Genomic DNA, 15,821 nt, shown 5'->3' with positions numbered 1-15,821 from the left:
TCGGGCGAATTCCGGTATAGTGCGCGCCGGCCTTTAGCCGGGCCGCGTCAAGGTAGCGCAATTCCCCGAAGTCAGCTTCGGTTGCATGTCCGCACAACGGATGCTTCCACGACGTTCTTTTTCCATTCATTCGTTTTCGCAAATCCCCGCCGACAAAGCAGCCAGGGCGACTCTTGAGTCTCAACACGGCACGCGCAGCTTTGGAGCATGGGTCTTTGCGGATGCACTTAGAGGCAGACCCATGACCCAGGAAACCGGCGGCTTCGCCGCTTTTAATCTCAACCCGAACATTCTTGCTGCCGTCACTGCGACCGGCTACGAAGAACCTTCGGCGATTCAGCAGCAATCGATCCCGATCATCATGGCCGGCCACGACATGATTGGCCAGGCGCAAACCGGTACGGGTAAAACCGCTGCGTTCGCCCTGCCGATCCTGCATCGCATCGATCCTGCCAAGCGCGAACCGCAAGCCCTGATCCTGGCGCCAACTCGTGAGTTGGCGCTGCAAGTAGCAACCGCTTTCGAAACCTATTCCAAACAGATGCCTGGCGTTACCGTTGTGGCCGTTTACGGCGGTGCCCCGATGGGCCCACAACTGAAAGCCATCCGTAATGGCGCGCAGATCGTTGTCGCCACCCCGGGTCGTCTGTGCGACCACCTGCGTCGTGACGAAAAAGTCCTGGCTACCGTGAATCACCTGGTTCTCGACGAAGCCGACGAAATGCTCAAGCTGGGCTTCATGGATGACCTGGAAGTCATCTTCAAGGCCCTGCCAGCGACTCGCCAGACTGTATTGTTCTCGGCCACCTTGCCGCAATCGATCCGTGCCATTGCCGAGCGCCACCTGCGCGATCCGCAACACGTGAAGATCCAGACCAAGACCCAGACCGTCACCGCGATCGAGCAGGCTCACCTGCTGGTTCACGCCGACCAGAAGACTTCTGCCGTTCTGAGCCTGCTGGAAGTCGAAGACTTCGACGCCCTGATCATGTTCGTACGCACCAAGCAAGCGACCCTGGACCTGGCCAGTGCCTTGGAAGCCAAAGGCTACAAAGCCGCCGCGCTGAACGGTGACATTGCCCAGAACCAGCGTGAGCGCGTGATCGACTCCCTCAAGGATGGCCGTCTGGACATCGTTGTGGCGACCGACGTCGCGGCCCGTGGCCTGGACGTTCCGCGCATCACCCACGTATTTAACGTGGACATGCCGTACGATCCGGAATCCTACGTTCACCGTATTGGCCGTACCGGCCGTGCCGGTCGTGAAGGTCGTGCGTTGCTGCTGGTTACCCCGCGTGAGCGTCGCATGCTGCAAGTGATCGAGCGTGTGACTGGCCAGAAGGTGGCTGAAGTTCGCCTGCCGGACGCCCAGGCCGTTCTCGATGCGCGCATCAAGAAACTGACCAACAGCCTGTCGCCGCTGGTAGCTGACGCCGAATCGACCCACGGTGATCTGCTCGATCGCCTGACCGCTGACATCGGTTGCACCCCACGCGCCCTGGCCGCCGCACTGCTGCGCAAGGCCACCAATGGCCAGGCGCTGAACCTGGCTGCAATCGAGAAGGAACGTCCCCTGGTGCCGAACAACGCACCGCGTGGCGATCGTCCTGAGCGCACCGGTGATCGTCCGGACCGTGGTGATCGCGAGCGTCGTGCTCCGATCCCGCTGGCCGAAGGTCGTGCGCGCTGCCGCACCGCGCTGGGTGCCCGTGACGGCATCGCCGCCAAGAACCTGCTGGGTGCCATCCTCAACGAAGGCGGCCTGGCCCGCGAAGCGATCGGCCGCATTCAGGTGCGTGACAGCTTCAGCCTGGTAGAGCTGCCGGAAGATGGTCTGGAGAAGTTGCTGACCAAGCTGAAAGACACCCGCGTGGCCGGCAAGCAGCTCAAGCTGCGTCGCTACCGCGAAGATTGATCGGCCCTTGGGCTGACTGATCGAACATGAAAAATCCCCGACTGGTTCGGGGATTTTTTTCGCCTGTCGTTTGGGGCTCCTTGAGGGGGAGTGGTGTGGACGCCAATCGCGAGCAGGCTCGCTCCCACATTCGATCTGTTGTGAGCACAAAACCTGTGATCACCCAAGTTCCCCTGTGGGAGCGAGCCTGCTCGCGATTGAAGCGACGCGGTCCATCAGTCGAACCGATAGATGTCCATCCCCAGCGTCCCCATGGTGAACCCCGCATGGGCAACATTGAATGTCCCTCCCGCACCCCGGGCAAAATACAGCGGCAGCAAGTGCTCATCGCTGGGGTGGCTGCGTACGGCATTGGGCGCCTGACGGCGGTAGTCGTGCAACGCTGTTTCGTCGTCGGCCACCAGTTGCTCGACCATCCAATCGCGAAAGGCCTTGGCCCACGGCTCGATGCTGTCCGGGCCGGCGTTCCAGTCCAGGTCGCGCAGGTTATGGGTGATGCTGCCGGAGCCGATCAGCAAGACGCCTTCGTGGCGCAGGCTTGCCAGGGCCTGGCCGATCTGGGTCTGCAGCAACGGTCCCTGGCGGCTGGGCAGGGAGACCTGCACCACCGGGATGTCGGCCTCGGGGTACATCAACGACAATGGCACCCAGACGCCATGATCGGACGGCCGTTGAGGGTCCAGGCGCGCCGGCAGGTGGGCGGCGTTGAGCATGTCTGCCACTCGCTTCGCCAGTTGTGAATCACCAGGGGCGGGGTACTGCACTTCATACAGCGCCGGGGGGAAACCGCCGAAGTCATGCCAGGTGCGCGGTTGCGGATTGGCGCTGACCAGCAGGTCGTTGCTTTCCCAGTGAGCGGAGACGATGACGATGGCCTTGGGCTTGGGCAATTGAGCGGCAAGGCTGGCCAGCGCTGGGCCGCTGGCACCAGGCTCCAGGGCGAGCATCGGTGAGCCATGGGAGATAAACAGGCTGGGCAGCATGAGCGGACTCCTGAGCGTTAAGATGGGCCATCTTCCGTCAGGTCTATGATCTAAATCTAATATAAGTTTTAGCCCGTTTTGATCGATTTTTTGGAGCGAATCATGGAGCCCGAGTTTTGGCACAAGCGCTGGTCATCGAACCAGATCGGTTTTCACTTGCCGGAGGTGAACCCCTACCTGCAGCGTTTCTGGCCGCAACTGGGGTTGGCCCGGGGCAGTCGGGTGCTGGTGCCGTTGTGTGGGAAAAGCCTGGATCTGTTGTGGCTTGCCGATCAGGGGTATTCGGTGTTGGGCGTGGAACTGTCGGAAAAAGCCGCCACTGATTTTTTCCTTGAGCATCAGCTTGAGCCGGTGGTGAGTGAAGAGGGCGCATTCAGGGTGTTCCGTGCTGGTGATATCGAGATTCGCTGTGGTGATTTCTTTGCCCTGGGCCCGCAGGATGTGGCCGATTGCACGGCACTGTACGACCGCGCTGCATTAATCGCGTTGCCCGTGCCAATGCGGGAACGGTACGCGGCTCATCTGCAGAAGATCCTGCCTGATGGGGTCGGTTTGTTGATTACCTTGGATTACAACCAGGATGAAATGCCTGGCCCACCGTTCTCTGTCGGGAATGATGAGGTGCAGCGGCTGCTGGGAGGTGTCTGGCAGTTGGAGGTGTTGCAGGAGCAGGATGTACTGGGGGAGAGCTGGAAGTTTTTGCAGGCGGGTGTGAAACGGTTGGATGAGCGTGTTTATCGGCTGTCCAGAGGTTGAAGCGGTGGTTGTGCTGATGCCATTGCCCACATTTGATCTGCTGTGAATACAAAACCTGTGGTCACCCAAGTTCCCTGTGGGAGCGGGCTTGCTCGCGAAGGCGGCCTGGCAGGTGGCTTGGATTTGTTGATCGAGTACATATCCGTTGCTGCGGTAACGGCCACTTAGGGCTCCGCTTTTACAGCGGGTCACTTTTGAAGAGCGCAAAAGTAACCAAAACGCTTTTGCCCCACCACTCGGCACCTCGCTTAGGCTCGGTGTGCCCTCACTCCGGCATTGCTCCGTGGGCCGCCGCGAAGGGCCATCCATGGCCCAGCGCGGCTATCCCGGCATCCATGCCGGGATGCCCACTGCGCAATGCCTGCGTTCGGCCAGCGTGGTTAACGGGGCGCTCCAGATCAAGATCCAAAGCAAGAGCAAGAGCAGGGCACATACCGGCATCTATGTGGCTGAGCCACCGCTATCGCGAGCAGGCTCGCTCCCACAATGGGGCTGCAGTGAACACAAGACTCATGAACACCCAAATCCCCTGTGGGAGCAAAGCTTGCTCGCGATGAGGCCAGCAAACCCAACATCCATGTGACTGAGCCACCGCCATCGCGAGCAAGCTTTGCTCCCACAGTTCTGATGGGTGTATGACCGGGAGAGCCAGGTCGGCTATAAGGCCGCCTCGCAGTGGACGTTGATCTCGGCGCCCCGTTAACCACGATGGCCGAACGCAGGCGTTGCGCAGTGGGCAACCCGGCATGGATGCCGGGTTAGCCGCGCTGGGCCATGGATGGCCCTTCGCGGCGGCCCACGGAGCAATGCCGGAGTGAGGGCATGCCGAGCCTAGGCGAGGCACCAAGTGGTGGGGCACGAAGCGTTTTGCTTACTTTTGCGCTTCTCAAAAGTGAGCCGCTGTAAGAGCGGAACCATAAGCAGCCGTTACCTAAATAACGGATATACACACCAAAACAACAAAACCAAAAAAAACGGCGCTTCCCATTTCTGAAAGAAGCGCCGTTTTTTCTAAGTGAACAACATTACTGCGGTTTTTTTGAGCCCGGTGATCAACCCCGACGACGCAGTGCATCAATACGCTCTTCCAGCGGCGGATGGCTCATGAACATGCGAGCCAGGCCCTGCTTGATGCCACCGTTGATGCCAAAGGCATTCAAGGTGTCGGGCATGTGCACCGGCAGGCCTTGCTCGGCGCGCAGGCGTTGCAGGGCCCCGATCATGGCGCTGGTGCCGGCCAGGCGTGCACCGGCGTCGTCGGCGCGGAACTCGCGTTTGCGCGAGAACCACATGACGATGGCGCTGGCGAGGATGCCCAGTACCAGTTCGGCGAAGATGGTCGCCACATAGTAGGCGATGCCCTGGCCTTCTTCGTTCTTGAAGATCACCTTATCGACGAAGTTACCGATGATCCGGGCGAAGAACATCACGAAGGTATTCACCACGCCTTGGATCAGCGCCAGGGTCACCATGTCGCCGTTGGCGACGTGACCGATCTCGTGGGCCAGCACGGCCTTGACTTCATCGGGCGAGAACCGCTCGAGCAAACCCTGGCTGACGGCGACCAAGGCGTCGTTCTTGTTCCAGCCGGTGGCGAAGGCGTTGGCCTCGTAGGCCGGGAAGATACCGACTTCCGGCATCTTGATACCAGCTTCGCGGGACAACTGCTCGACTGTCTGCAACAGCCATTGTTCGTGACGCGTGCGCGGCTGGCTGATGATCTGGGTGCCAGTGCTCATCTTCGCCATCCACTTGGAGATGAACAGCGAGAACAGGGAACCGGCGAAACCGAACACCGCGCAGAAGATCAGCAGCTGACTGAGGTTGAGGTCAACCCCATTGGCCGCCATGAACCCGTTGAAGCCGAATAGGCTCAGGGTGATGCTGGCAATCAGCACGACCGCCAGGTTAGTGGCCAAGAACAGCAGGATGCGCATCATGGTTGTGAAAATCTCCTCATGCTAAAGATGTAGCGTTATGCGGGGTATATAAGGTGCTGCCGCAGGCTATTCAACTCGCCGACTATTTCAAACTGTGTCCTACAGCCGTCCTAAATGTTTGAAAGACTTTTCTGAAAGTGACCAGGGAAAAGAAATGCGCTGCCTGCGCCCCGTGAACGTTGAGCCTGGATGCACGTTGGCTGTCCACTCCCGAGTTTAGAAGGCCCAACGGAGTCGGCGGAACGGATATGTTGCTGAATCAAACAGCGTGCGAGGTGAGGACGCCTCGCACGCTGCCCGGCTTATTGACGGTAGGATTTGAGGAAGTTGCCGATCCGGCCGATGGCCTGGTCAAGGTCATCGACCCGCGGCAGGGTCACGACGCGGAAGTGGTCCGGCCAAGGCCAGTTGAACGCCGTACCCTGGACCACCAGCAGCTTCTCGGACAGCAGCAGGTCGAGGACGAATTTTTCATCGTTGTGGATCGGGCAGACCTTCGGGTCGATCCGTGGGAAGGCATACAGCGCGCCCATCGGCTTGACACAACTGACGCCGGGAATGTCGTTGAGCAATTCCCAGGTGCGATTGCGCTGCTCCAGCAGCCGGCCCTGGGGCAGGATCAGGTCGTTGATGCTCTGGTAGCCGCCCAATGCCGTCTGGATCGCATGCTGGCTCGGCACGTTGGCACACAGGCGCATGTTGGCCAGCATGTCGATGCCTTCGATGTAGCTCTGGGCATGGTGCTTGGGCCCGGAGATGGCGATCCAGCCGGAGCGGAAACCGGCGACCCGATAGGATTTGGACAGGCCGTTGAAGGTCAGGCACAGCAGGTCCGGGGCCAGGGAGGCGGTGCACACATGCACGGCGTCGTCGTAGAGGATCTTGTCGTAGATCTCATCGGAGAACACCACCAGGTTATGCTGGCGGGCCAGTTCCAGCATGCCCAGCAACACTTCCTTGGAATACACGGCGCCAGTCGGGTTGTTCGGGTTGATGATCACCAATGCCTTGGTATTGGGCGTGATCTTGGCCTTGATGTCCGCCAGGTCGGGGAACCAGTTGGCCTGTTCGTCGCACAGGTAATGCACCGGGTTGCCGCCCGACAGGCTCACGGCAGCGGTCCACAGCGGATAGTCCGGTGCCGGCACCAGCACTTCGTCGCCGTTGTTGAGCAGGGCTTGCATGGACATCACGATCAGCTCGGACACGCCGTTGCCCAGGTAGATGTCTTCGATGCCGATCCCTTCGACCTGCTTTTGCTGGTAATACTGCATCACGGCCTTGCGCGCGCTGAACAGGCCCTTGGAGTCGCTGTAGCCTTGGGCGGTCGGCAGGTTGCGGATGACGTCCTGGAGGATTTCATCGGGCGCTTCGAAACCAAAGGGGGCCGGGTTGCCGATGTTCAGCTTGAGGATGCGATGGCCTTCCTCTTCCAGGCGTTTGGCGTGCTTGAGCACCGGGCCGCGAATGTCGTAGCAGACGTTGGCGAGCTTGTTCGATTTGCTGACCTGCATGGCGATGTGTTCCCGAAAATGAACGATCCAGGCGGCGTATGAACTACCGTACTGGGAATCCTGCGTCTGTGCCCAGGCCTGACGCGGTATAGGCGCCACAATCCGTTTGAATGCGCATGACGTGACTGCCAGACTGGCGTCTGACGAGGCGCAATCATACGTGCCGCCCGATCTGCGGAAAAGCGTCGGATCGGGCTTTTTCAATTGCCGAGGTAGGACGATGGAAAAGTTGCAGAAAACCCTTGAAGAATGGCGCGCCATGCTCGACCCGGAGCAGTACAACGTCTGTCGGTTGAAGGGCACCGAGCGGCCATTCTCCGGTAAATACAACGAAACCAAGACTGACGGTGTGTACCACTGCATCTGCTGCAACGAGCCGCTGTTCGATTCGCGGACCAAATTCGATTCGGGCTGTGGCTGGCCGAGTTTCTACGCGCCGATCGAAGGCAGCGCGGTGGTAGAGGTAAGGGACGTCAGCCACGGCATGATCCGCACCGAGGTGGTCTGCGCCCAATGCGATGCCCACCTGGGCCATGTCTTCCCCGACGGTCCGCCGCCTACGGGGTTGCGGTACTGCATCAACTCGGTGTGCCTGGACCTGGTCCCCCGGTAGGGACTGTTCACCACGACCCTTGTGGCGAGGGAGCTTGCTCCCGCTGGGCGGCGCAGCCGCCCCAAAACGGCTTGACGCGATTTTTCAAGAAGACCGTGTCGGCCGGTTTACGACGGCTGCGCCGCCGAGCGGGAGCAAGCTCCCTCGCCACAGAGTCCCGTAGATTCGAAAAAACCATCGGGGCGGACAATTAGATTGCACGCAATTGAATCGTTCGCTATCTTCGCCGCCAATCCTATTGTTTTTTCGGAGTCTTGCCATGAGCGACAACCTGCTGAGCATCCCGTGCACCACCATCAAGGGTGAGCAAAAGACCCTCGCCGATTTCGCCGGCAAGGCGGTGCTGGTGGTCAACACGGCCAGCCAGTGCGGGTTCACCCCGCAGTACAAGGGGCTGGAGGCGTTGTGGCAGACCTACAAGGACCAGGGCCTGGTGGTACTGGGCTTTCCATGCAACCAGTTCGGCAAGCAGGAGCCGGGTAATGAAGGGGCGATCACCGAGTTCTGCGAACTGAACTTCGGCGTGAGTTTTCCCCTGTTCAAGAAAATCGAAGTCAACGGCGCCAACGCCCACCCACTGTTCGTCCAGCTTAAACAGCGTGCCCCCGGCGTACTGGGTTCCAAGGGCATCAAGTGGAATTTCACCAAGTTCCTGATCGGCAAGGACGGTCAGGTGGTCAAGCGTTTTGCCCCGACCACCAAACCCCAGGACCTGACCGGCGAGATCGAAGCACTGCTCAAATGAATGACCTGCCAGCCGATTCGTTGAAGCTCGACAGCCAGTTGTGCTTCAAGCTGTACGCCGCTTCCCGTGCAGTGATCCGTGGCTACAAGCCGATGCTCGATCAACTTGGCCTGACCTATCCCCAATACCTGGCGATGCTGGTGTTGTGGGAATGGCAGGACACGGCCCCGCCACAGCCGACCGTCAAGGCCCTGGGTGAGCGGTTGCTGCTGGATTCCGGCACGCTGACGCCGCTGCTCAAGCGCCTGGAACAATTGGACCTGGTCCAGCGCCAGCGTTCAGCCCGGGACGAGCGGGAGGTGCACTTGAGCCTGTCGGCTGCGGGGCGGGCCTTGCGCGAGCAGGTTGGCCCGCTCAAGGCCCGCCTGTTGTGCGACAGCGGTGTCGATCTGGACCGCCTGGGCGCGTTGCGAGACGGTCTCGATCATCTTCTGGGCCAGATCAAAGCGCTGACGTAGTGGGGACCCACTGGTCCAACACGGCCGCCAGTTCTTCGCGGCGGAATGGCTTGGACAGGTAATCGTTCATGCCGGCCGCCCGGCAGCGCTCACGTTCCTCGGGCATCGCGTTGGCCGTCAGTGCCACGATCGGCAGGTCCGACCAGCGCCCGCTGCGGCGAATCTGTCGGCTGGCTTCGTAACCGTCCATCACTGGCATGTTGCAGTCCATCAACACCAGGTCGAACGCCCGCTGTTCCAGTTGATCCAGGGCTTCGACGCCGTGGGCCGCGACGGTGACTTCACAACCCAACTTGACCAACATGCCCTTGGCCACCAGTTGGTTGACCGGATTGTCCTCCACCAGCAGTACCTGTCCGCGCTTGGACGGCACCAGGGTTTCGATCTGTGCGTCGTTGATGGTGGTCGCCTCGTTTTGCATGGCGCGTCGCAAGATCTGATAAAGCGCATGACGTGCCAGTGGTCGGGCCTGTTGGATCAGCGGTGCGAGGGCAGCCGCTTCTTCGCTGGGCATGAAGCTGCCATAGGCGGTCACCAGCAAGATCGGCGCATCAAAGGTCGGCCGCAGGTTGAACAGGCATTCCGGGCAGTCGGTGATCAACACGTCAGGCTTGAGCCCCAGCAGCCCATCATCGATGGAACGCTGTACATATTCCAGGCCCCATCCCGGCAGTAGCATGCCCAGCAACTCGGCCAGGCCGCTGCTGCTGGCGGTGATGGCGACGACGTTGCCGTGCAGCGGTTCGACCGGCGTTGCCGGGAGATGGCAGGGGAGGGGCAGGTCAGCGCAGAACTGACTGCCGAAGCCGGCTTCGGAACTGATCGTCAATCGTCCTTGCATGGCTTCGCAGAGGTTGTAGGTCAGTGCCAGGCCCAGCCCGGTGCCGCCAAACTGACGGGTAATCCCGGCCCCTGCCTGGGTGAACGGTTGCAGGATTCTCGCCTGGGCTTCCTGGGGAATACCGATACCGGTGTCGCAGACTTCGATTCGCACGCCGCCTTCGTAATGGCTCAACTTCACGTCGACCCGGCCGAAGCGCGTGAACTTCAATGCGTTGGACAGCAGGTTGCTGACGATCTGGCGCACCCGGGTCGGGTCGCCGATGACTTGTGCCGGGAACTGCGGCTCGATCAGGCAGGCCAGTTCGACACTGGGGGCCGCATTCTGGGAAAGCAGGTTAGCGGTATCTTCCACCAGGGCGCCGAGGTCAAACGGGATGCGTTCGAGTTCCAATTGACCGGCGTCGAATTTCGACAGGTCGAGGATGTCGTTGAGCAGTTCGACCAATACCTTGCCCGAGTCATGGGCGATCGAGAGCTGCTGTTGTTGTTCCGCCGTCAGGGGACCATCCAGGGACAGGGCGATCATTCCCAGCAGGCCGTTGAGCGGTGTGCGGATCTCGTGGCTCATGTTGGCGAGGAACGCGGAACGGGCTTCGGCCATGTCCAGGGCCGTGCGCCGGGCTACCTCCAGCTCCTCGTTGGACTGGCTGAGGCGGGCATTGATGGCCTTGAGCTCGGCGGTGCGTGCCGAGACGATGTTCTCCAGTTGCGCCAGGTATTCGGTGAGACGGTTTTCGGCCGTGCGCCGCTGTTGGATTTCCGTGGAGATATTTTCGAACTGCTGGTTGGCGACGGACACCAGCACGCCGATTTCATCGGACTGGTGGCCAGCCGGACATTCCAGGCGGTTCTGTTCGCTGCTGCTCGGGTCGCGGCTGCTCAGCTCGCGGATGACCCGCACCAGGGGCTTGGTCAGCATCACGTAGAACAGCGCCAGCAGCAGGCCGGTCAGGATCAGGCTGCGGGCGAAGCCGTTGAGCAAGGTGACCTCGGCGCGGCGCAGGAAACGACTGCCGAACGCATAGGTGTCGACGTCCAGTCGCAGTATGCCCAGGGATTCACCGGGCAGGTGGTCCAAGTAGAGCCGGTCCTCGAACTGACGCTGGGCGCCGAACAGGAAGTCGCTGATGAAGCGGTAGCTGCTTTGCAGCTCGGGCCGCTTGACGCTGGCCAGCACGGTATTGTTGTTGTCGATCAGTTCGGCCCCGATGATGGCCGGCGAGCGCAACAGGCCCATGGACAGCTCCTGGGCGAGTTCGGCGTCGATGTTGTAGGCGATGCGCGAGGCCGGGTTGTGGCTGATTTCCAGCAACGACAGGATTTCACGGTTGATCGACGCGTCTTCGCTGGCATAATCGATGCCGATCTGCATCAGGCTGAGCAGGGTGCCCAACAGGAAACCCACCAGGACGGTCAGGCGGGCCTGCTTATAGGAAAGCCGTTGGGTGAATCGGATGTCCATTGAGTGATGAACCACTTACGTTTCCCTTCGCCGGTCAAGCATAGCTGATCATCTCTGAATACCGGTGCAACCGGTTGGTTTTGTGTGAAGTAGACCCGCCATTGGATACGGCGTTTCGTTGCTGGAGCGCCATCATTACTGTGAACCTGTCCGAGGAGAAGACGTGGACTCGCGATTGAATGCTTTTCTTGAGCGCGCCGATGCCGCGCTGGCCCGGATCGAGCCGTTGCTGCCAGCGCCACGGCCCACCATCGACTGGACCCAGACCCTGGCCGCCCGCTGGCAGCGGGACGGGCGCAGCGGCTACCTGCTGCCGCTGCAAGTCAGCCTCGACATGCGCCTGTCGGACCTGATCGGCGTGGATCGCCAGGTCGAACAACTGGGCCGCAACACGCGGCAGTTCATCGATGGCATGCCCGCCAACCATGCCTTGCTCTGGGGCTCGCGTGGCACCGGCAAATCGTCCCTGGTGCGCGCCCTGCTGGCCGAACATGCCCCCCATGGCCTGCGGTTGATCGAGATCGAACGCGACCACCTGGCCGATCTTCCCCGGGTGGTCGAGCAGGTTGCAAAACTGCCACAGCGCTTCGTGTTGTTCTGCGATGACTTGTCGTTCGAGTCCGGCGAGGGCGACTACCGCGTGCTCAAGAGCGTGTTGGATGGCTCCTTGGAACAGGCGCCGGACAACGTGCTGCTGTATGCCACCTCCAACCGTCGCCATCTGGTGCCGGAAAAGGAAAGCGACAACGAGAACTGGAAACGGGTCGACGGCGAACTTCACCCCAGCGAAGCGGTGGAGGACAAGATCGCCTTGTCCGACCGCTTTGGTTTGTGGCTGTCGTTTTATCCGTTTACCCAGGAGCATTTCCTCGACGTCGTGGAGCACTGGATCGGCGAACTGGCGGCCAAGGCCGGGCTGGCCTGGGAGCGCGATGAAACCCTGGATATACAAGCCGTGCGCTGGGCAACCGGTCGCGGCAATCGCAACGGACGTTGCGCTTATCAGTTTGCCCGTTACTGGGTTGGCCTGAAATTGTTGGAGCACAAGGCATGATCGATTTGAACGCTGCCGGCGAAGGCCTCGATGGCTACGGCTTGTTATCGGCACAGCTGGAATCCTTGCTGGCCGATGAGCGTGATTTCGTCGCCAATGCCGCGCAGTTCTCGGCCTTTCTGTTCACGCAACTGGAAGACCTGAACTGGGCTGGTTTTTACCTCAATCGCAATGAAGAACTGGTCCTGGGGCCGTTCCAGGGCCAGATCGCCTGCGTGCGGATTCCCTTTGGCCGCGGCGTCTGCGGCACGGCGGCAGCGACCCGGCAGACCCAGCGCGTCGAAGATGTCCATGCCTTCCCTGGGCACATCGCTTGCGACAGTGCGTCGAACAGCGAGCTGGTGGTGCCGCTGGTCAAGGACGGGCGCCTGATTGGCGTGCTCGACCTGGACAGTCCGAAACTGGCGCGCTTTACCGAGCATGATCAAGCCGGCATCGAGCATCTGGCCGCGATATTCCTGCGCCTGACGGATTGCTGATCATGCCTTCAGCCCTGCCTTGACCAGCAGGCTGTCGGGGTCGATTTCATCGATCTGGTGCGGGTCGAGGAACTGCTCGGCGTAGCTCAGGTAGATCTTTTCCTCGATGAACAGCCCGAACAGTTCGGGATCGATATGGGCGTCACGGCACATGGTGGCCATGATGCCCAGGGCTTCGCTCAGCGTCTTCGCTTTCTTGTAGGGGCGATCGGCCGCTGTCAGTGCTTCGAAGATGTCGGCAATCGCCATCATGCGTGCAGGCAGGCTCATTTCCTCGCGTTTGAGGCGCTTGGGATAACCGCTGCCGTCCATCTTCTCGTGATGGCCGCCGGCGATCTCCGCCACATTCCCCAGGTGGCTGGGGAAGGGCAACTGGCTGAGCATCAGGATCGTCTGCACCATGTGATGATTGATGACGTAGCGCTCCTCGCGGGTCAGCGTGCCGCGCACGATGCTCAGGTTGTAGAGCTCGCCGCGGTTGTATTTCCAGGCCGGAACATCGAGCTGGAAGCCCCAAGGGTTGTCCGCCGGGATCAGTTCGGCCGCGTGGCGCTCGAACAGATGCTCGGGCTTGTCCGCCAACAGCGGCTCGGTGACCGGAAGCGTTGGATTGGGCGTACGGGATTGGCGTCGGTTCTCCTCCCAGGAAACCCCCAGGCGATCGTCGAGGGTTCGGGTCCACGGGCGTTGCGCAATGTGTCGCAAGCGTTGCAGATCGGCCTCGGCCATGGCTTCGGAGCCCAGGTTGCAGCGGGCGACGAAAGCGAAGTCGTCATCCAGGGTCGTCAACGTGGCGTCACGCTGTTGCGCCAGGGAGGACGACTCGCCGCCGTTTGCCACGGCCCGCCAGTAATCGACCCAGGCGTCGCGCTTGAGCACTTCGAAGCGGGTGCGTATCTCGTGGATCCGGTCGTTCAGGGTTTCCAGTTTGGTGGCTTTGTCGACGACGTATTCAGGGGTGGTGACCTTGCCGCAGTCGTGCAGCCAGGCAGCGATGTGCAGGGCTTCCCATTCATCCTCCGTGGGCCGATAGGCGTCGAATGCCGGCGCCTGGCTGGCGGCGGCGGCCTGGGCGAGCATCAGGGTCAGGACCGGCACCCGTTGGCAGTGGCCGCCGGTGTAGGGGCTCTTGGCATCGATCGCGCCGGCCAGCAGTTGGATGAAAGCGTCCAGCAGTTGTTTTTGCTTGGCTTGCAGGCGCTGGCTTTCGATGCTCACGGTGGCGGTACCGGACACGGCCTGGAGAAAGGCGATGCGGTCGGGCTGGAGTTTTTCCAGGTCGGCTTCGGTGCCGCTGTCGGTGATCAGCAGCACCAACACGCCGACGGTTTCCTGGTGACGATTGCGCAGGCGGATGCCGATCAGGTGGACCCGGGGCGAGTCCAGAGCCCGCAGGATGCCTTGCAGGTCAGCCGCCTGCTCGAAGCCCAGGGAGGTCACCAGATTGTCCGAGACGGCCAGTTGCTGGAGCCATTGCGGGCTGTCGCCAGCCTGCAACTCATGACTGCGCAGCTTGAAGGCGTCGAGGTCCCTGGGCGTGCCATCGATCACCAGCCCATAGGGCTTGAACCGGTTATCGTCATTCTCGTGCAGGTAGATCAGGCCGGCCTGGGCCTGGCCGATTTTCACGGTTTCGAACAACACCCGCTCCAGCAACGGGGCGAAGCGGGTTTCGGCGCGCAGGCTGGCGGTGATTTCAAAGAAACTCGCCAAGGTCTCTTTCATACGCGCCATCGAGACGCTCAACTGGTCGACCTCCAGCACCGGGGAGCGGCGGGACACCGGGTAGTTGAAATCGAAGCTGCGAATGGCGTCGGCTTCCTGCACCAGTTCGCGCAACGGTTTGACCAGGATTCTGGACGTCAGCCAGCCCAGGGGCAGACACAGCAGCAGGGTGGCAAGGGTGATGAGTGCGCCTTGCCAGCGCATGCGATAAGCGTTGTCCAGCAGTTCGTCTTCAGGCACCAGCAACGCCAGTTCCAGGCCTCGGGGACCCCCTTCCTGCATGTGGCTGCGTGAAACGATCCACTGGCGTCCGGCCGCCTCCAGGCGGGTGGTGTCAGCGTTGTCATCGAGGACGGCGGCGATGGCCGGGCTGAGGTCGCGGGCCTTGATCAGGCGCGCCGACTGGGCATCGGCGAGCAGCCGGTCGCTGTCGGGATAACCCACGGCGTTGCCCTTGGGGTCGAGCAGGACGATCTCGGTGCCGGTGGTCACCTTGTGCTTGGCCAGGGTCTGGGACAGGGCCGCCAGGGTCAGGTCGGCGCCGATAACCGCCTGCTCGCCGCTACGCCGGGCCAGGGTCGTGCCGACGTTATGGGTCGAGAAAAAAACGTAGGGCTCGGTGGTGATCTGCTCGGTGCTGCCGACGGCGCTGCGAAACCAGCCACGATTGCGCGGATCGTAGGTTTCGTCGGCGATGTCCCGGCGCTCGATCAGCGTCAGGGTCTGGTCGTAGAACAGCGACTGGGAATGGACCGGGCCTTGCTCGGTGGCTCGCTCCACGGTCCAGACCTGATAGGCCGCCTCGGCGGGTGCCTGCAGGGCGGTTCTCAGGGCTGGGGTGCGCAATGGCCGAACCATCAGGAAATTGCCGCGCTGATCGCCCAGGTACAACGACGCCAGGTTCGGGTTGTCCCGCAGGGCCTGGCTGAAGGGCGCGAGCAGGGCCAGGCGCTGAGCCATCTGCGACGTACGCGTCGCCGGGTAGTCCGCCAACAGGCTCAACAGGTGGCGGATGGGTTCGTAGGTGTCATATAGGTCCAGGCGTACGTCCTGCTCAATGCGGTTGAACAGTTGTTCACTGCTGGAAAGGATGATTTGCGTGGTTTGCCGGTAGTTGAAAATGCCCAGCACCACCCCGGTCAACAACAAAAGCAGAGTAAACATCACACTGATGTGGACGTGCAGGGGGAACCGGCGTTTGTCCGGACGCGGTGCGCTGGGCATTGCAGTCACTCCAAGTGTCAGGGGGGCGTTCTCGATGAGTGTTCCTGCGTGCAAGGGAAACCGATCGAGAACCCCCCAGGTACCCACTGCTGAGCGAATAGCATAGTAAA

At 61.3% G+C, this 15,821-nt stretch carries 12 protein-coding genes; 7 read left to right on the top strand and 5 right to left on the bottom strand.

Annotation, left to right across the window (positions count from 1 at the left end; translation table 11 throughout):
• Positions 1-241 precede the first annotated feature (241 nt).
• Positions 242-1,915 (top strand): DEAD/DEAH box helicase, encoded by a 1,674-nt coding sequence (locus J3361_RS11005; RefSeq protein ID WP_014337279.1) that lies wholly within the window; start codon positions 242-244, stop codon positions 1,913-1,915.
• A 215-nt stretch (positions 1,916-2,130) separates the two neighbouring features.
• Here J3361_RS11005 and J3361_RS11000 read toward each other — a convergent pair whose 3' ends face one another.
• On the bottom strand, positions 2,131-2,898 hold the full coding sequence (locus J3361_RS11000; protein ID WP_207964545.1) for a class III extradiol ring-cleavage dioxygenase: 768 nt from the start codon (positions 2,896-2,898) through the stop codon (positions 2,131-2,133).
• Between the two features lie 102 nt (positions 2,899-3,000).
• Between J3361_RS11000 and J3361_RS10995 the strand changes: the two genes are divergently transcribed.
• Positions 3,001-3,654: a thiopurine S-methyltransferase gene (locus J3361_RS10995; protein ID WP_207964543.1), complete on the top strand. Its 654-nt coding sequence runs from the start codon at positions 3,001-3,003 to the stop codon at positions 3,652-3,654.
• A 1,052-nt stretch (positions 3,655-4,706) separates the two neighbouring features.
• Here J3361_RS10995 and htpX read toward each other — a convergent pair.
• Positions 4,707-5,594, bottom strand: coding sequence for a protease HtpX (gene htpX, locus J3361_RS10990; protein WP_207964541.1), 888 nt, complete (start codon positions 5,592-5,594; stop codon positions 4,707-4,709).
• A 302-nt stretch (positions 5,595-5,896) separates the two neighbouring features.
• Complete coding sequence (locus J3361_RS10985) at positions 5,897-7,108, bottom strand: pyridoxal phosphate-dependent aminotransferase (protein ID WP_207964539.1); 1,212 nt, start codon at positions 7,106-7,108, stop codon at positions 5,897-5,899.
• A 220-nt stretch (positions 7,109-7,328) separates the two neighbouring features.
• On the opposite strand from J3361_RS10985, the gene msrB reads away from it, so the two are divergent.
• The 3 genes from msrB (at position 7,329) to J3361_RS10970 (ending at position 8,924) form a co-directional block, all read left to right on the top strand.
• Positions 7,329-7,721, top strand: a complete 393-nt coding sequence (gene msrB / locus J3361_RS10980) for a peptide-methionine (R)-S-oxide reductase MsrB (RefSeq protein ID WP_207964537.1) — start codon at positions 7,329-7,331, stop codon at positions 7,719-7,721.
• 259 nt (positions 7,722-7,980) lie between these two features.
• A complete protein-coding gene (locus tag J3361_RS10975; RefSeq protein ID WP_003199416.1) occupies positions 7,981-8,466 on the top strand; it encodes a glutathione peroxidase in 486 nt (161 codons plus the stop codon).
• Positions 8,463-8,924, top strand: a complete 462-nt coding sequence (locus J3361_RS10970; RefSeq protein ID WP_207964535.1) for a MarR family transcriptional regulator — start codon at positions 8,463-8,465, stop codon at positions 8,922-8,924. Before J3361_RS10975 ends, J3361_RS10970 begins: the two co-directional genes overlap by 4 nt.
• Here J3361_RS10970 and J3361_RS10965 read toward each other — a convergent pair.
• A complete protein-coding gene (locus J3361_RS10965) occupies positions 8,908-11,229 on the bottom strand; it encodes a response regulator (RefSeq protein ID WP_207964533.1) in 2,322 nt (773 codons plus the stop codon). The genes J3361_RS10970 and J3361_RS10965 overlap by 17 nt on opposite strands.
• A 163-nt stretch (positions 11,230-11,392) precedes the next feature.
• On the opposite strand from J3361_RS10965, the gene J3361_RS10960 reads away from it, so the two are divergent.
• Together J3361_RS10960 and J3361_RS10955 are read left to right on the top strand one after the other, a co-directional pair.
• Positions 11,393-12,283 (top strand): ATP-binding protein, encoded by an 891-nt coding sequence (locus J3361_RS10960; protein ID WP_207964531.1) that lies wholly within the window; start codon positions 11,393-11,395, stop codon positions 12,281-12,283.
• Positions 12,280-12,762: a GAF domain-containing protein gene (locus J3361_RS10955; RefSeq protein WP_207964529.1), complete on the top strand. Its 483-nt coding sequence runs from the start codon at positions 12,280-12,282 to the stop codon at positions 12,760-12,762. Before J3361_RS10960 ends, J3361_RS10955 begins: the two co-directional genes overlap by 4 nt.
• On the opposite strand, the gene J3361_RS10950 is transcribed toward J3361_RS10955, so the two are convergent.
• Positions 12,763-15,711 (bottom strand): HD domain-containing phosphohydrolase, encoded by a 2,949-nt coding sequence (locus tag J3361_RS10950; protein WP_207964526.1) that lies wholly within the window; start codon positions 15,709-15,711, stop codon positions 12,763-12,765.
• Positions 15,712-15,821: the final 110 nt, after the last annotated feature.

It is taken from the genome of Pseudomonas sp. OA65 (genome assembly GCF_017498305.1).
Classification (GTDB): Bacteria; Pseudomonadota; Gammaproteobacteria; order Pseudomonadales; family Pseudomonadaceae; genus Aquipseudomonas; species Aquipseudomonas zanjanensis.
The sequence above is the reverse complement of the archived record's forward strand: the minus strand, read 5'-3'. Positions and strand labels throughout refer to the sequence as shown.